Source organism: Enterobacter cloacae complex sp. 2022EL-00981 (assembly GCF_028737495.1).
GTDB lineage: Bacteria > Pseudomonadota > Gammaproteobacteria > Enterobacterales > Enterobacteriaceae > Enterobacter > Enterobacter cloacae.
Genome location: NZ_JAQZRK010000001.1, coordinates 54,647 through 71,134, shown reverse-complemented (window position 1 = coordinate 71,134; position 16,488 = coordinate 54,647). Strand labels below are relative to the sequence as shown.

At 57.3% G+C, this 16,488-nt stretch carries 13 protein-coding genes and 1 pseudogene; 1 reads left to right on the top strand and 13 read right to left on the bottom strand.

The features are described from left to right. Nucleotides 1-76: 76 nt before the first annotated feature. From cheZ to PUZ33_RS00330, 11 genes and pseudogenes are all read right to left on the bottom strand, one after another. Entirely contained in the window at nt 77-721 is a 645-nt protein-coding gene (gene cheZ / locus PUZ33_RS00380) for a protein phosphatase CheZ (protein WP_013096065.1), read from the bottom strand. A 10-nt stretch (nt 722-731) separates the two neighbouring features. Further along, nucleotides 732-1,121 carry a chemotaxis response regulator CheY gene (gene cheY, locus PUZ33_RS00375; protein WP_008500431.1) on the bottom strand — a complete coding sequence of 130 codons (390 nt, stop codon included), beginning with the start codon at nt 1,119-1,121 and terminating at the stop codon, nt 732-734. A gap of 17 nt (nt 1,122-1,138) precedes the next feature. Continuing rightward, nucleotides 1,139-2,188, bottom strand: coding sequence for a protein-glutamate methylesterase/protein-glutamine glutaminase (locus PUZ33_RS00370; protein WP_003859716.1), 1,050 nt, complete (start codon nt 2,186-2,188; stop codon nt 1,139-1,141). Beyond that, the gene (gene cheR / locus PUZ33_RS00365) at nt 2,185-3,051 is read right to left on the bottom strand and encodes a protein-glutamate O-methyltransferase CheR (protein ID WP_058680203.1); all 867 of its coding nucleotides are present in this window, start codon (nt 3,049-3,051) and stop codon (nt 2,185-2,187) included. The genes PUZ33_RS00370 and cheR overlap by 4 nt, the downstream gene beginning before the upstream one ends. A 19-nt stretch (nt 3,052-3,070) precedes the next feature. Further along, nucleotides 3,071-4,672 carry a methyl-accepting chemotaxis protein IV gene (gene tap, locus PUZ33_RS00360; protein WP_058680204.1) on the bottom strand — a complete coding sequence of 534 codons (1,602 nt, stop codon included), beginning with the start codon at nt 4,670-4,672 and terminating at the stop codon, nt 3,071-3,073. Between the two features lie 44 nt (nt 4,673-4,716). Beyond that, complete coding sequence (gene tar / locus PUZ33_RS00355; protein WP_013096061.1) at nt 4,717-6,384, bottom strand: methyl-accepting chemotaxis protein II; 1,668 nt, start codon at nt 6,382-6,384, stop codon at nt 4,717-4,719. A gap of 85 nt (nt 6,385-6,469) precedes the next feature. Continuing rightward, complete coding sequence (locus tag PUZ33_RS00350) at nt 6,470-7,432, bottom strand: Csu type fimbrial protein (RefSeq protein ID WP_045903425.1); 963 nt, start codon at nt 7,430-7,432, stop codon at nt 6,470-6,472. After that, a pseudogene (locus PUZ33_RS00345) lies at nt 7,429-9,813 on the bottom strand (fimbria/pilus outer membrane usher protein). The gene PUZ33_RS00350 and the pseudogene PUZ33_RS00345 overlap by 4 nt, the downstream one beginning before the upstream one ends. Then, a complete protein-coding gene (locus PUZ33_RS00340; RefSeq protein WP_038419938.1) occupies nt 9,789-10,550 on the bottom strand; it encodes a fimbrial biogenesis chaperone in 762 nt (253 codons plus the stop codon). Before PUZ33_RS00340 ends, PUZ33_RS00345 begins: the two are co-directional and overlap by 25 nt. Nucleotides 10,551-10,566: 16 nt before the next feature. After that, complete coding sequence (locus PUZ33_RS00335; protein WP_058680205.1) at nt 10,567-11,115, bottom strand: Csu type fimbrial protein; 549 nt, start codon at nt 11,113-11,115, stop codon at nt 10,567-10,569. Nucleotides 11,116-11,127: 12 nt separating this feature from the next. Then, nucleotides 11,128-11,700 carry a spore coat protein U domain-containing protein gene (locus PUZ33_RS00330; RefSeq protein WP_013096056.1) on the bottom strand — a complete coding sequence of 191 codons (573 nt, stop codon included), beginning with the start codon at nt 11,698-11,700 and terminating at the stop codon, nt 11,128-11,130. 428 nt (nt 11,701-12,128) lie between these two features. Here PUZ33_RS00330 and PUZ33_RS00325 point away from each other — a divergent pair, with 428 nt between their 5' ends. Then, on the top strand, nt 12,129-13,388 hold the full coding sequence (locus tag PUZ33_RS00325) for a dicarboxylate/amino acid:cation symporter (RefSeq protein ID WP_274205288.1): 1,260 nt from the start codon (nt 12,129-12,131) through the stop codon (nt 13,386-13,388). Nucleotides 13,389-13,927: 539 nt separating this feature from the next. On the opposite strand, the gene cheW is transcribed toward PUZ33_RS00325, so the two are convergent. Both cheW and cheA read right to left on the bottom strand, forming a co-directional pair. Continuing rightward, the gene (gene cheW, locus PUZ33_RS00320) at nt 13,928-14,431 is read right to left on the bottom strand and encodes a chemotaxis protein CheW (protein ID WP_013096054.1); all 504 of its coding nucleotides are present in this window, start codon (nt 14,429-14,431) and stop codon (nt 13,928-13,930) included. A 19-nt stretch (nt 14,432-14,450) separates the two neighbouring features. Beyond that, nucleotides 14,451-16,487, bottom strand: a complete 2,037-nt coding sequence (gene cheA / locus PUZ33_RS00315) for a chemotaxis protein CheA (protein WP_058680206.1) — start codon at nt 16,485-16,487, stop codon at nt 14,451-14,453. Between the last annotated feature and the right edge of the window lies 1 nt (nt 16,488).

Below are 16,488 nucleotides of genomic sequence, written 5' to 3'. Positions count from 1 at the left end.
CCGTTTATTCGGGCTCTTTTCGGTGATTCTGCGTTAACCGCCTCAGGCGCATGCACACCTGAGGCGGAAAGGCGTATCAGAAACCGAGGCTGTCCAGCAGGTCGTCTACCTGATCCTGGCTTGCCACAACGCCCGCTTTGGTGGCGTCGAGCTGTGGGCCATTGAGCAGGCTTTCGTTCTCGCGTTTCGGACGTGCAGCCGGTTCCGGAATGTTTTCCAGCAGCACCATCAGCAGCTGACGTTCAATCTCCTGAATCACATCCATCATGCGCTTGATCACCTGACCGGTCAGGTCCTGGAAATCCTGCGCCATCATGATGTCCAGCAGCTGAGCGTTGGTGAAGCTGGTGTGGCCCGGTACATCGCCCAGGAACTGACGGGTATCCGTCACCAGTTCGCGGGCATCCGCCAGCTCGATAGGATTCTCAAACCACTCATCCCAGCGTTTGGTCAGCGCTTTCGCGCCCTTTTCCATCGCATCCTGGTGCGGTTGTGACGCTTCAACGCTGTTCAGCGCACGTTCAGCCGCTTGCGCGGTCATCTGCACAACGTAGTCCAGACGGTCACGCGCATCAGGAATCGCTTCCGCCGCTTCGGCGATTGCCTGGTCCAGCCCCAGTTCACGCAGGCTGTCACGCAGCATGCGTGTCAGGCTGCCGATGCGGGCAATGATATCGCTGGGCGAATGTTCTTCAACGGGTTTCATAGCAGGTTGCATCATAACCAACACCTCACATGCCGAGTTTCTCGAAGATCTTACCGAGCTTCTCTTCCAGGGTCGCCGCGGTGAATGGCTTCACCACATAGCCGCTTGCGCCCGCCTGTGCAGCGGCAATGATGTTCTCTTTTTTCGCTTCTGCGGTCACCATCAGCACCGGCATAGAAGCCATGCCTGCATCCGCGCGGATGGTTTTCAGCAGTTCCAGACCATCCATATTCGGCATGTTCCAGTCAGAGATAACAAAACCAAACCCGCCCGCCTGCAGTTTGTTCAGCGCATCCACGCCGTCTTCTGCTTCTTCAACGTTGTTGAAGCCCAGCTCTTTCAGCAGGTTGCGCACAATGCGACGCATGGTGGAAAAGTCATCCACAACCAAAAACTTAAGCTCTTTATCCGCCATAAAATAATACTCCTGAGTCAAATACGTATTGCCTGTCCGGCACTGATTTTCGCCAGCATCTGCTGGCTTACCTGGCTAAGATCGACCACTTCGCTCACGCCACCCATATTGATGGCCTCGCGCGGCATGCCGAACACCACACAACTTGCTTCATTCTGCGCAATCGTCCAGGCGCCAGCCTGGTGCATTGCAAGCATTCCGGCGGCACCATCGTTGCCCATCCCCGTCAGGATCACCCCAACGGCGTTGCGCCCCGCATGTTTCGCCACCGAATGAAACAGCACATCCACCGACGGACGGTGCCGGTTTACCGGCGGCCCGTCATGAATTTTGATTTGATAGTTAGCGCCGCTGCGCGCCAGCTCCATATGCTTATCGCCCGGCGCGATGTAAGCATGACCCGGGAGCACACGCTCGCCATCTTCCGCCTCTTTCACGCTGATCTGGCACAGCTTGTTCAGACGCTCCGCGAACGAGCGGGTAAAGCCTGGCGGCATATGTTGAGTGATCAGAATACCCGGACTGGAAAGCGGCAATGGCTGGAGTACATGGCGAATTGCCTCTGTTCCTCCGGTTGATGCGCCAATCACCAGCAGTTTTTCCGAGCTGAGTAACGGACCCGCCTTCAGGGTTGCCGGGGCAGCCGTTGGCTTATGGGCCGCGAGCTTCGCGCGCGAGGCGGTGCGGATCTTCTCAGCGATCATTTCGCTGTAGGCCAGCATGCCTTCACGAATGCCAAGCTGGGGTTTGGTGACAAAATCCACCGCCCCCAGCTCCAGCGCGCGCAGCGTAATTTCCGAGCCTTTGCCAGTCAGCGATGAGACCATCACCACCGGCATTGGACGCAGACGCATCAACTTTTCCAGGAAATCAATGCCATCCATGCGCGGCATCTCGACATCCAGCGTCAGCACGTCGGGGTTATATTTTTTAATTAAATCCCGCGCTACCAGCGGATCCGGCGCGGTAGCGACCATCTCCATGTCGCTGTGGCTATTGATAATTTCAGTCATGATCTGGCGCATCAGCGCCGAATCATCGACAGACAATACCCTGATTTTACTCATGCTTTTTCCTTACTCAGCGCATATACCGTTTGCCCACGCAGGCTAAACTCACGCACGAGGTTGCTGAAGTTTTCCGAGTGCCCGGCAAACAGTAAACCGTCAGGCTTGAGCAACGGAACAAACCGACGCAGAATGTCCTGTTGCGTCGTTTTATCAAAATAGATCATGACGTTACGGCAAAAAATGGCGTCGAAAGGCCCCGGCACGTTGTACTGCTTATCCAGCAGGTTAACCGGTGCAAACTCCACGCAGTTCGCCAGCTCCTGGCGCACGCGCACCAGCCCTTCATGCGGGCCGGTACCGCGCATGAAGTAACGCTGAAGCTGCTGAGGCGACAACGTCTTCAGCTCATCCTGGCGATAGACGCCGTTACGCGCCTTCTCCAGCACTTCGGTGTCGATATCGCTGGCGTACACTTTCCAGCGACCCGGCGCCATTCCCAGGGTATCGGCAAGGGTGATCGCCAGCGAGTAAGGCTCTTCCCCGGTCGAGGCCGCCGCACTCCAGACGCGATACTCCCCGGTGCGACGGCGGGCGTGCTCTGCCAGTACCGGGAAGTGATGAGCTTCGCGGAAAAAGGCCGTCAGGTTAGTGGTTAAAGAGTTAATAAAAGCCTGCCACTCGGCGCTGTTCTGGTTCGCTTCGAGCATGCTCAGGTAGCGACCAAAGTCATCCAGCCCCAGCGTACGCAGACGCCGCACCAGACGGTTGTAGACCATGTCTCGCTTATGGTCAGCAAGCACGATCCCCGCACGCTGGTAAATTAACTGACATATCCGACGAAAATGCGCGTCGGACAGCGCGAGGCGCTGTGTCATCTGCAACAATAATGACGTGTGCCCTGGAGGCATTGGTGATGTCATAGCGCCTTCTTAATTACATTCAGGATACAACTGGCACGGCCTGCGACCGCCCGACTTCTGTTACTGCTTCAACGTGCTCTTTGACATTAAATACCGCGACCAGCCCGGTCAGATGATCCGCCTGACTGGCCAGCTGATCGGTTGCCGCTGCCGCTTCCTCCACTAACGAGGCATTCTGCTGCGTGACCTGATCCATCTGGCTTACCGCCTGGGCCACCTGCTCAATCCCGCGACGCTGCTCATCAGATGCCGAGGCAATTTCGCCCATGATGTCGTTCACCCGCGTAACGGAGGTGACAATCTCGTGCATGGTTTTCGCCGCCGTATCCACCAGCGCGGAGCCTTGCTGGACGCGGGAGACAGACTCTTCAATCAGCCCTTTGATCTCTTTCGCCGCGTTGGCGCTGCGGCTCGCCAGGTTACGGACTTCACCCGCCACCACCGCAAACCCGCGCCCCTGCTCACCCGCACGCGCCGCTTCCACAGCCGCGTTCAGCGCCAGAATGTTGGTCTGGAACGCAATGCCATCAATCACGCTGATGATGTCGCCAATTTTCTGCGAACTGGCGGCAATATCCTGCATGGTGCTGGCCACATGAGACGCCTGGTCGCCCCCCTTCTTCGCCGTCATCGCCGCCTGTTTTGACAGGTCTGACGCCTGGCGCGCGTTGTCGGCGTTCTGGCTTACCGTCGCAGTCAGCTGTTCCATGCTGGCCGCCGTTTGCGCCAGCGAGGCCGCCTGTTGCTCGGTACGGGAAGAGAGATCGTTATTGCCAGCCGCAATCTCTGAGATCCCGGTGTGCATGGCATAGCTGCCCTGGCGCACATCGGAGACCGTTTCCCGTAGCGATCCTTGCATCGCCTTCAGGCTGGCAAAGATCGCCGAAATTTCGTTTTTGCCATACACCGCCACCGGACGCGCCAGATCCCCCTTCGCAATGCTGTCGAAGTGGCTGCTGATAATCGCCAGCGGCTGAACAATCATCTTGCGCGACCAGAGCAGCGCGGCACCGGTCAGCAGTGCCGCCAGAATCACCATCACGGTAAAAATCACGCCGGACATGTGGTAGCTCATGCGGCTGCTATCCCCTGCGCGCTGCACAAACTGGTTAATGTCCTGCTGCCAGGCGTTAAAGCTGTCATCAAACGCCGCCTGCGACGCCTGTACCGGCGCGGTCATAAAGTCCGAGAGCTGGTTGTTCTCAAGCCAGGTCGCCTGGTGATCCAGATCGCTGTGCCACTGCTCAAAGTTCTTCTTCATGGCAGCTTTCAGCGCTTTCCCTTTTTCGCTGACGTCCTCCTGTGCGGTGAACGTTTTGAACTGCGCGTCGGCCTGTTTAAGGCTGTTGCGCGCCGTCGCCATCAGCGCCTTGATATCATCCGGCGGATAACTCAGCGCGGTTAAGGTTCCCGCCTTGTTTAGCGCAGTGCTTGCCTGCAACAGCACGGCACGCGTTTGTGCCAGTGCGGAGCGCTGCTGATTACTCGCCTCAACTTCCTGCAAATTCTGATAGCCATCGCGAAACGCCCAAAAAGACAACCCGTTACTGCCAACCTGCAACACACCGCAAAGGATCAGAATCAAAAACAGTGTGGTCGAGATACGAATACGATTTAACATCCACGCTCCCATCAAGCGGCAAGCAGCCGCGGTTTAAATGTCAGTCAAAATGTTTCCCAGTTTTCATCATGTCCGGTCGTCGCGGCGCGGGTACGCGTGGCCGCCGGCTCAGCGGCGGGCGCACGATACGTGGCTTGCGGGGTGACCGTATTTCCAGCGAGTGAAGCGAGACGAAACGCCGAGACGGCCATCTTCAGACGGCTCGCCTGGTCTTCCAGCGCAGCGGCCGCCGCGGCGGACTCCTGCACCAGAGCGGCGTTTTGCTGTGTCACGCGATCCATTTCCGATACCGCCAGGGCAACCTGGTCGATACCACGACTCTGCTCATCAGAGGCAGAGGCGATTTCACCCATGATGTCCGTTACGCGGGTAACGGCATTCACGATGTCATTCATGGTCTCCCCTGCGCTTTCCACCAGCACGGAGCCGGTATCGACGCGGGAAACCGAGTCTTCAATCAGGGCTTTAATCTCTTTCGCCGCGTTAGCGCTGCGGCTGGCGAGATTACGCACTTCACCGGCCACCACCGCAAACCCGCGCCCCTGTTCACCCGCACGCGCGGCCTCAACGGCGGCGTTCAGCGCCAGGATATTGGTCTGGAAGGCAATGCCGTCGATCACGCTGATGATGTCAGCGATTTTCTTCGAGCTGTCGGCAATTTCATGCATGGTTTTCACCACACCATCCACCACCCGACCACCACGCTGCGCCGTTTCGGACGCGCTTTCTGCCAGCTGAGAAGCCTGACGCGCGTTATCCGCGTTCTGCTTCACGGTGGCGGTGAGCTGTTCCATGCTGGCCGCGGTCTCTTCCAGCGCGGAGGCCTGTTGTTCGGTACGGGAAGAGAGATCGTTATTGCCCATCGCAATTTCGCTGGTGCCGGTATAGATGGCATCCGTGCCGCTACGCACGTTGGCAACGGTATCGATAAGCGAACGCTGCATATGGTCTACGCTGTTAGCCAGTTCGGTGATTTCGTTACGCCCGGAGACGGTGAGCGTTTTGGTCAAATCGCCGCTCGCAATCTCGCGGATATGGGCAATGACGCGACCCAGTGGGTTCAGCAGGCTATGGCGAATGCCGTACCATACCGCGATCAGCACAATGGCCAGCGCCAGCGCCATTACCGCCATCTGCCATTTGGCAAAGCGGTAATCATTCTGGCTTTCCGTAAAGGCCGAGTGGTAGAGATCTGCGCTGGCTTTGGCGTATTCACTCAGCGCCGCGCCGAGCGCGTTTTGCATTCCTTGTGTCGGCTGGGCGAAATAGGCGTCCATGTTGCCGCTCTCCAGGAACTGGATAAGCTCCGTCAGACCGGCATAGTAGGCGTTATATTTTTCGTCGATATTCTGGCTCACCTGCTCCATGGCAGGCTGCGGGGCGATCTTCTTAAAGGCGTCGTAGTGCTTTGCGGCATCCGCAAGGGTTGCGCGGGCATTTTTCAGCAGATCGGTTTTCGCGCTGCTCTGCTGGTTATTGGGATCCATCATCATGCGGGCGGAGGAGCGGCTCAGGTTGATACGCGTTTGCAGCATCAGATCCCACGTTGAGGTGAGTTCACTCTGCTGCAGGCGCAGGTCGTTTGAGGCGGCGAAACTGTCCTGATTCTGTTTTAACGACGAGAAAAAAAGCCCACCGGAGATAAGCTGAAGTAGTGCGAAAATGACCAGCACCATCATGAGCATTGTGACAACGCGGATACGGTTCAACATACAACACCTTCTCATAGATTTATTAACGGTGTTATCGGCACAGGCCACAGGAACTTTACATTTGCGAAAGGGAAAAGCGCGGGGGTTAGAACGCCACGTCAACAATCAGCGTATCGGTATAGGTTCCGGCGGGGGGTGTGACCTGCCCGGTCAGGACTTTGGCGGTGTAATTGTAGGTACGCAGTAATCCGTCGGTACTGACCTGGGACGACGTCGCACTGGTCCAGCGTTCGGTGCCGCTGCTGCCCCAGCGGTTGGTGGTGGCTTCTTTATAGATGTCGTAACTCATGTAGTTACTGCCGCTCACCATGCGACGAACGTTGTTCAGCGCATTGGCACCATTGTTAATCCCTATGGTATAGGTACTGCCTTTGGTGCAGGTGACGGCGATGGCCTGCGAGACGGTGGGAAAACTTTGTACCAGCGGCGCGCTGTTGAAATTCACGTCCGGCGTGGTCATGGTGCTGCAGTCGTTGGTGACGGTCATGTTGAGAAGGATCGTGGTGGTGGCCGTGCCGGTTTGCGGCGTCAGGCAAAGTCCGGCAGCGCCAACGGCACAGACGTTGTAATTAATGCTGAATGTCAGCAGCACCTGATACGGCCCGGCCGAGACGTTCTGTCCCGGCACCGTACGGAAATAGAGCGGAATGTTGTAGCGCTTCGACCCCAGCAGCCCGAGCAGCGTGTTCCCGCTCCAGGTATAGGCATTACCGATCTGCACTTCGCTGCTACCGCCACAGCCGGAGGCAGCGCACAGGCGCGTGGGTATCACATCGGTAATAGCCGCATTGTCCGTGCGCTTCAGGGTGGCGCGACTGTTGGCGAATATCGATGCCGAGGTGTAAGTCAGCGCCACCGAGTCGTTGGTAAGCAGGTTGAGGACCGTATCGCAGGCCACCACCAGCGTGCCGGTGGTTTCCACTTCCCCGGTTCCGCTCAGCGCGAACGAGGTCACGCTGCCAAACGACGCATTCACCGTACTGACGGTGCAGGCCGCGCCGCTGGCACCGGAGAAGAGCAGCAAAATCACCAGCAGATAACGCGTCACCGTGCCTCCCGACATACCAGCGGCCCGTAGGTTTGCAGCCTGTGTTCCGGGTTCGCGCCAACGGTCAGCGTCGCCTGGCACCGTTTCCCCGTCGGGGTAATAACCTCCAGCAAATTGACGTCGCTGAGATTTTCCAGCCAGGCGATCCCGTCATAACCCACCACCGCGTTGCTGCGTGAGGCACGTCTGACCTGGCTGCCCACCGGAATGGCCTGTCCCTCGGCATCATGCAGAATGACACTTGCCACCCGCTCCTGCTCCATCGGGAAGTCCACCAGATAACCGCTGTGGCGGCGGATCGCAATCCGGCGTTCGGTCTCTTTCAGACGCGTATCGGCAGGGAGATTGAGGGTGTCAATGCGGTAACTGGCCGGGTAATAGGCCGACACGCCGCTCACCAGCAGATAGCCGTTGCGATTCGTTTTGCCGACCGGCTGATTCTCGTAGCTGACGGGTACATCCGGTTGACCATCGGTGCTGATCACCACAAAGGCGTCGTTGATTTTATTCGCCGCGAACAGTTCCCCGTCCATCAGCACAATTGAGCCCAGCGCCTCGCTCCACCAGGTCATCATGTCCTTTTCCCCGTAGGCCCCGCCCTGCAGTTCGATATTGTTATTACGCCAGCCCAACGTTCCCTGCTGATAATTATTCGCCCGCGACTGATGCGCCCATGCCATGTTCCAGCTCAAACCGCCATCGGAAGGCATGGAGTGGTTGTAGTTGATACGCTGCGTGCTGCCTGCCTCCGGCGTGTTTTCGAAGGTGACGGCGGCGCTGTCCCGTTCCCCAAAGGGGACCTGTAACGAGAGTGCAACCGTCCAGTCGCCCCGCTGCTGATCACGGCTTGCGGCGAGGTAAAGACTGCTCGCGCCCCACAGGTTGCGGCTCCATGAGAGGTTAAGCAGTTCTGTTTTCTGGCTGTCAAAACTCTCCACACCGATCCAGGCGGCCCCGATATTGCCGTACTGCCCAAGATTAAAAGTCAGGGAATATTGATCGGTATTGCGGCTGAAGCTGGCGACAGGCCGGTCGTTTTCGTCATAGATCGTCGGCTGGTCATAGAGGGCCAGGTTGCCAAAACCGCGATCGCGTCGCGTATGTTGAGTGGCAAGGCTAAAATCGCTGGTGCTGTACTGATAGCCCCAGGCGATCTGCCCGCCCTCATCGCCGCGCATCCGGCTTTGGGTATACGCGGTATTCACAACGCCAAAGTGCCCGAGCTTCACCACCGTCCCGGCACCGCCCAGCGCCAGCGACTCCGCCCCTTCCGCGTGAGCTTCAAGAGTCAGCCAGTCCGTTACCCCGTAGCGATACGAACCGCTGCCCGCCGCCGGACCATAATCAAAATTGTCGATCCCGTAGTTGCGCCGCAGGCTTCCCAGCGTCACCGCCCCATCGCTCAAGCCGCGTTTAAGCAGTTCGCTGGTGACATAGAACGGCAGCGTAGTGCTCACCTGCCGTCCCAGCGCATCGGTGGTGATCAGCACCGCGTCTCCGGCCCCGTTAATATAGGGCAGATTCGTCAGGGTAAAGGGGCCCGGCTGAAGCTGCGTAGAGCCAGACCGATAGCCATTAATAAAGAGATCGACCGAGGTGGGAACCGCTGCTTCCCCGGAGAATTCCGGCAGCGGCCAGGTCACCAGATCCGGGCGCAGGGAGAAGTCACGCCCGTAGCTTATCCCACCCATTCGCACGCTGGAGCTTCAGCTCAGGGCATCGCTGATCACATCCCCGGCCGTCCAGGTGGTGGCGTCCTCTTCGTTGGTGACCAGCAGGGTGGTGTCATAGCGCACATATCCGGCCTGCTGGCCGTCATCGCCAGCGAAATTTTTCCGCACATAACCGGTAGAAGAGAGCGAACCGCGTTCATTGAAGTAGCGGAACTCATGCCACAGAGAAGCCTGGCCGCCCACGTGTTCCGTGTGGTTAGTATAAAGATCGTAATTCAGCAGCGCCCCGCGCCCAAAGTGAGGTTTGCTTTGCGCGGTTTGCCCGCCAAAGGAGGTCACCCGGGAGGCCACCCATTCGCGGGGCACGGTGAGCAGCAGACGCTGTGCGGCGCTGTCGTACTCCACGCGAACCTGAGCAAGCGATGAGAGATCCACCTCGCCGGTCGGCACATGCTCCGGCGGCAGCCCGGCACGCAGCAAATCGGCGCTCGAGATAAAGTAAGCGCCTTTACGCTGCGTCACGGGCACCACCAGACCGGTATCGTAGTGGTTCACTATGAGGCCAAGCTGAAAAACCGCCTCATCGTTCACCGCCCGGGCCTCGGGAGGCGGCGGTAAACTGTCATCGCCGGGTTCTGCCCAGGCGCTGGTCGTGACGCAAAGCAGGATCATCATCGCCGGTTTCAGTTGACGGGCGTCGACTGCCATTGTTCATCCCTGGCGTTAATCTGCGCGCGCATCTGGTCTGGCTGCCGAATTCCGGCCGGGATGGCCCAGCTGCGGGTACTGCCCGCCAGCACGTAGCCCAGCAATCCCTCAGCAACAGGACGTTTCTGCCCGCCCTGCACCAGCGAAACCTGACTGAGCCTGACGTGTACATCGCCCCGGTTGTTAACCTCCAGGTGAGGCTGTCCGCCCTCATTTTTTACCCGCCAGCTGAGGTTGTGCGTATCCACAAACGCATGGTGTGCCCCCTCTTTGCTTGTCGGGATCCCCTGCCCATAGACAAAAAGGGGAATGGAATAACGCATCTGCAGTTTGAGACCAATAGCCGGTTCGGCTTTGTTGTCCGGCTGAGGAATTTCATCGACAATAATGCGGTAGGCCTGCTCGACCCCCACCGGAACCGTCCCCTGTTTGATAAGACGAATAAGCTGCTTGCTGCCCGCTGCGATGGTGACAATTGGCGGGCTGGCCACCACATCCTGCTGGGCACTGTAACGTTCGAACCCGCCCTCCTGCTTCCAGCGCACAATGCGTACCTGCATGGTGGTTGGGCTGTTTCCTTGATTCTGGATCCACAGCTCCGTGGCTTTGGCATCAGCCGCCAGCCACGGATCGATAGGCCATAACAGAATGGTGGCGGCGGCCTGCACCTGGCCTGCCGCCACGGCCATCACCCCCAGCAAACTTCCCAGACATATGCGCCTGAAATATGCCGTCATCGACGCTCTCCCTTTATCACCATGACAAGGTCACGGAAAGTTGATCAGAATAGGTTCCTGCCGGGCTGAATCCGGTCAATAGCGCCACACCAAACAGCGGCAGCGCGATGTTATTGCTGTTGGTATAGGTCACCGGAATCGCCTGGTTGACCCCTATTTCGCTGTTCGCCGCAAGTGAACTGCTGCTGTAAAGCCGGTATCCCACCACGTCGTTCCCGCCGTTGCGCGTCATTCGCCGCACGGAGGCGTAATTCTGCCCGCCGTTAATACTCATACTCAGCGCCACGCCTGGCGTACAGGCGATCGAGAGTGCCCCGTTTGGTACGAAGCTGGTGCTCACCGGAGCACTCTCCACGCCGGTATGGGTACCGAAGTTCAGCGTGCCCAACAGCCCCCCACTGCCGGTGCTCACCGCGCATCCCGGCACAATGGTCGCGCTGACCTTAAAGGACTGCGACGTGACGGCCATAGCGACCGGCACCAGCGCCAGCCCGAGGATCAGCGTAAAAAAAAGATGCACGATCCCCTCTGCGCAGTGGCGCAGACCTGAAAAAGCGGTCTTCATGGGCTAAGTGGGCTAATAGGTTACGCTGACATTTATGGTGTCGGTGTAGGTCCCCGGTACCACCGTAACGCTGTTTCCGCCGCCGGTAATACGCCCGTAGAGGGTGTAACTGTCCACCCCACCGGCCGTGGACGCGATCGGCAATGCCGCGTTATTCGCCACAACGTTATTAAATCCGCTGTCGCTATACAGGCTGTATGCCACACCCTGCGCCGTGTTGGTGGTGTTGATCAGATAGCGGGCGGGTGTCCCCGTCGTGCCAACGACGGTGCCCGGCGCAGTGGAGTTGGTATTCCCGGTTATCGCCACCGTGTAGCTGGCGGTTGTACATTGAATCGTGAAGGTGTTTCCGCCGCTGGCACCGGTCAACTGCGTCGTCAGGGTGGAAAAGGTTGCAGGATGGGTCCCGAAATCCAGTGTCCCGAAGTTAATGCCGTTTTGGGTGGGCGATCCATTAATCAGACACCCGTTTGTCAATGTCAGCGTCGCGCCGATAGTGCCACTACTGGTGACCGCCAGCGCCTGATGGGCGGTTGTCGCGGTTAACAGAATGCCAGCGCAGGTCAAAAGGCGTTTTCTTTTCATTTACCACCCTCCAGAAGACGTCTCCGTTCACGTACAACAATTTAGTTTTAACGTTCAAGATGTTAGCCCCGCTTAATGTTCCTCCGAGGGGGTTATTGAGAATTTAGTTTATGGTTATCGCTTCGACCACTGGCGGCCATGTCAGTCACCCCCTTGTCCGATTGACAGAGAAATGATTTAAGAAACATTGGGTTATTGATTTATAAACGGAATTTACCGAATGTTGCCTGAGGATATATCCCATTAAAGTGTGATAAGCATCACAATATATCGTCGCGGCATTAGCAACAAAATTAATAAAATTTAAAAAGGAGTTGTATCTCCCCCCGCTTTACTTCAATTTATGTGCCGAATAATTTCCCGCGCAGTAATAAAAAATCCATATATATCGGCGCGGGCGACATCTACAGCGCATAGGGGTCTTTTTCGTGGCAAGTGCAAACAAACTTACGCTCTTCATCGTGATATTCATGCTGGCGGGTATTCTTTCAGGGGCGGCCATTCATGAAAACGCATCTGCGGATGCCATCAAAACCTGGTCGGATAACATTACGCTTCTCACCGATATTTTTCTGCGACTGATCAAAATGGTGATTGCACCGTTGGTCTTCAGCACGCTGACGGTCGGCATTATGAAAATGGGCGAAACCTCGACTATTGGCCGCGTAGGCGGTAAAGCGATGGTATGGTTTATCAGCTCATCGGTGCTTTCTATTCTGGTGGGGCTGTTTATTGTCACTCTGGAGCATCCAGGCAGCGGTCTGAACCTGACGATCCCCACTGAAGCAGTGGATACCGGGCTGGCCGTCGGCGGCATGACCCTGAAAGCGTTCCTCTCACATACCATTCCGACCAGCATTGCCGGGGCGATGGCGAACAATGAAATTCTGCAAATTGTGGTGTTCTCCATGTTCTTTGGCATCGGCGGCGCGTCGCTGGGCCAGAAATTCAACGCCCCGCTGGTCGCGGCGCTGGATGTGGTATCCCATATCATGCTGAAGGTCACGGGCTACGTCATGTATGTTGCCCCGCTGGCGATTTTCGCTGCGATCTCGTCGGTGATTGCCACCCAGGGTCTCGGCATTCTGCTGAACTATGCCTCCTTTATTGGCGGCTACTATGTGGCGATCCTGCTCACCTGCATGGTGTTGCTGGCAGTGGGTTACATGGTGCTGAAAAAAGAGGTGTTCCGCCTGCTCAGCATGCTGAAAGATCCGGTGCTGGTCGCCTTTACCACCAGCAGCTCCGAGGCAGCGTATCCGAAAACCCTTGAGCAACTGGAGCGATTTGGCTGCTCGCGCAGCATCGCCTCTTTCGTCCTGCCAATTGGGTATTCCTTTAACCTGGTCGGTTCGATGGTCTACTGCTCTTTTGCCTCAATGTTTATCGCTCAGGCGTACAATATTCATTTGAGTTTCTCTGAGGTCACCGTTCTGATGCTGACGCTGATGCTGGCATCAAAAGGCATTGCGGGCGTACCACGCTCTTCGCTGGTGGTACTGGCGGCGACCATCCCAAGCTTTAATATTCCGGTGGCGGGTATTCTGCTGCTGATGGGGATCGACCACTTCCTGGATATGGGGCGTTCCGCCATTAACGTGCTGGGTAACGGGATTGCAACCGCGATGCTGTCGCAGAATGAAGGGGCGCGGGAAGCTGAAGCGGAGCTGGTAGAGCAGGAAGTGTAAGAGTACAAAAGGGGTGTGGCCTGATGCCCTCACCCCACCCCTCAACCCACCGGGCTGAGGAATCCCCAGTAATTTTTTACCGAAAGCGATGAATGTTGCTTCAGGAAAATGAATGACTTACAACGACGCCCTGGTCCGGCTGTAAATCGCTGAGGCGTTTCCTGCAGGCCGGGGCGAGGCGCATGGATGCGCCGAGAGGGCGGCTTTACAGGGACGTTACATCCGCCCGTCCCCGATAAGCCGGAAGGAATAAGCCGAGGGCACCGCGAAGCGGCGATTTACCGCCGGGAGCCCGGGTCGCCAGGGCGGTGGCGATTGAGCCGCCCTGGCACGTTCACAAGTCATGCCGTTACAGAGTAGCAAGGAACATAAAGTGAACGGAATTACCTCTACAGCCATATGTTCCCCCTCACCCCAACCCTCTCCCTCAAGGGAGAGGGGGTCCTCCGTGCAGACATTATTTTATGGGGATCCCTCAACCCACCGGGAGAGGGAGCAAACACAAAAAACGGCAACCTGGATTGCCGTTTTGCATTTACCTACGCTACATGGTTCGCCGCGATATCCAGCAACGCCATCTCTTCGCTGTTCAACAGCTTCTCGATGTTCACCAGAATCAACATACGCTCACCCAGCGCACCCAGCCCCGTCAGGTACTCGGTAGACAGCGTGACCGCAAACTCCGGCGCCGGACGGATTTGGTCAGACGTCAGTGAAAGCACGTCAGACACGCCATCCACCACGATACCGACCACGCGCTGCCCCAGATTGAGGACAATCACCACGGTGTTATCGTTATACTCCACATCGCCCTGGCTGAACTTCACGCGCAGGTCAACGATAGGCACAATCACCCCACGCAGGTTGGTGACGCCTTTAATAAACGCTGGCGTGTTCGCGATGCGGGTAACCTGATCGTAACCACGAATTTCCTGCACTTTCAGGATATCGATGCCGTACTCCTCATCGCCTAAAGTGAATACCAGGAACTCCTGTCCTGATGGCTCGCCCGCCAGTTTCGTTACATTACTCATACCGGTCATGTTCTTACCCTTTACTTAATCAGGCGGCTGTGTACGCCACACGTTGTTCACGATTTAATCCCTGAAGCGCCGACACGTCGACGATCAGCGCCACGCTACCATCACCCAGAATGGTGGCGGCAGAAATACCCGGCACTTTGCGGTAGTTGCTTTCGAGGTTCTTCACCACCACCTGGTGCTGACCAATCAACTGGTCAACCAGCAGCGCGTAGCGGCGACCCGCACTTTGCAGGATCACGACGATACCCTGCGTGGCCTCTGTTTTCGCCCCGTCGACTTCGAAGACTTTCCACAGTTCCACCAGCGGCAGGTATTCCCCACGCACTTCGAGCACGCGCTCGCCACCTGCCAGTGGGTGCAGATCTTCTTCACGTGGCTGCAGTGATTCCATTACCGCGTTCAGCGGCAGAATGAAGACTTCGTCCGCCACTTTCACCGACATACCGTCGAGGATCGCCAGCGTCAGCGGCAGCAGAATACGAATGGTAGTACCAGAACCTTGCTTAGACTGGATTTCGACGTGGCCGCCCATTTCCTGAATGTTACGCTTCACCACGTCCATTCCCACGCCGCGTCCGGAGACATCCGTCACCTGCTCGGCGGTTGAGAAACCCGGGGCGAAGATCAGCATGCCCACTTCTTCATCGGTCATGTTTTCGCTGACCGCCATCCCCTGCGAAATCGCCTTCGCCAGGATACGCTCGCGGTTAAGGCCCGCTCCGTCATCGGTCACTTCAATACAGATGTTCCCGCCCTGGTGCTCCGCAGACAGGATCAGGTTACCGACCGGGGATTTTCCGGCGGCAATACGGTTTTCCGGCAGTTCGATACCGTGGTCCAGGCTGTTACGCACCAGGTGCGTTAACGGATCGATAATGCGTTCAATCAGGCTCTTATCCAGCTCGGTGGAGCTGCCCATCAACGTCAGTTCAATCTGTTTACTGAGTTTACCGGCCAGGTCGCGCACCAGACGCGGGAAGCGGCTAAAGACGTACTCCATCGGCATCATACGGATGGACATCACCGATTCCTGCAGATCGCGGGCGTTACGCTGTAACTGCCCCATGCTGGTAATCAGATCGCCGTGCGTGACCGGGTCCAGTTCGTTAGAACGCTGGGCCAGCATTGACTGGGTGATCACCAGCTCGCCGACCAGGTTGATCAGCTGGTCAACCTTCTCTACGGCAACGCGGATGCTGGTCGATTCGCTGGAGCGCGCCGCCGGTTTTTCACCACGGCCCGGGGCAGCAGCCTCTTTAGGAACGGCTTTCAACGCCGGGGCAGCAGGGGCGACCGCGGGCGCAGCAGCCTGAGCCACAGGGGTAACCTCCTCCACTGCAGCAGGCGCGTCAACGGCAACCGCTTCCGTTTCAAAGGCGATTTGATCGGCTTCGATAACAAAGCACAGCACTGCCACGATGTCGTCCTGGCTGATACCGTCATCGAGCGTCGCAGCAAGGCTGTCTTTGCCTTTTACCACGTTGCTTAATGTCGCCAGGTTACCCAGCTCCTCTTCCAGCAGGTTAACTTCGTTCTCTTTCAGGCGCGACAGCACAACGCGCAGTTTCCCCGCTTTAGCGGCGGCAGGTGCTGCATCTTCAGCGGCTGGCGTATCAACAACGCTCAGTTTGGCTGCAGGAACAACGGCTGCGGCGACCTCACCTTTTGCTTCCAGCGCAAGCTGGCGCAGCGCATTGCAGATGTATTCAAAGCTGGCGGCATCAGGCTCTGCCGAACTTTTATAGGCGTCGAGCTGTTCCTGCATAATATCTTTGGTTTCCAAAAACAGGTTGATAATGTCGGTATTGAGCTGCATCTCACCGCGTCGTGCTTCATCAAGCAGGTTTTCCATTAAATGGGTGGTTTCCTGCAGGATGGTAAATCCAAATGTTCCGGCTCCGCCTTTAATGGAGTGTGCAGCGCGGAAGATGGCATTGAGCTGCTCGGAGTCTGGCGCTTCTGGCACCAAATCCAGCAAATGTTGCTCCATATCCGCCAACAATTCGTCGGCTTCATCAAAGAATGTCTGGTAAAAATCGCTAATATCCATGCTCACG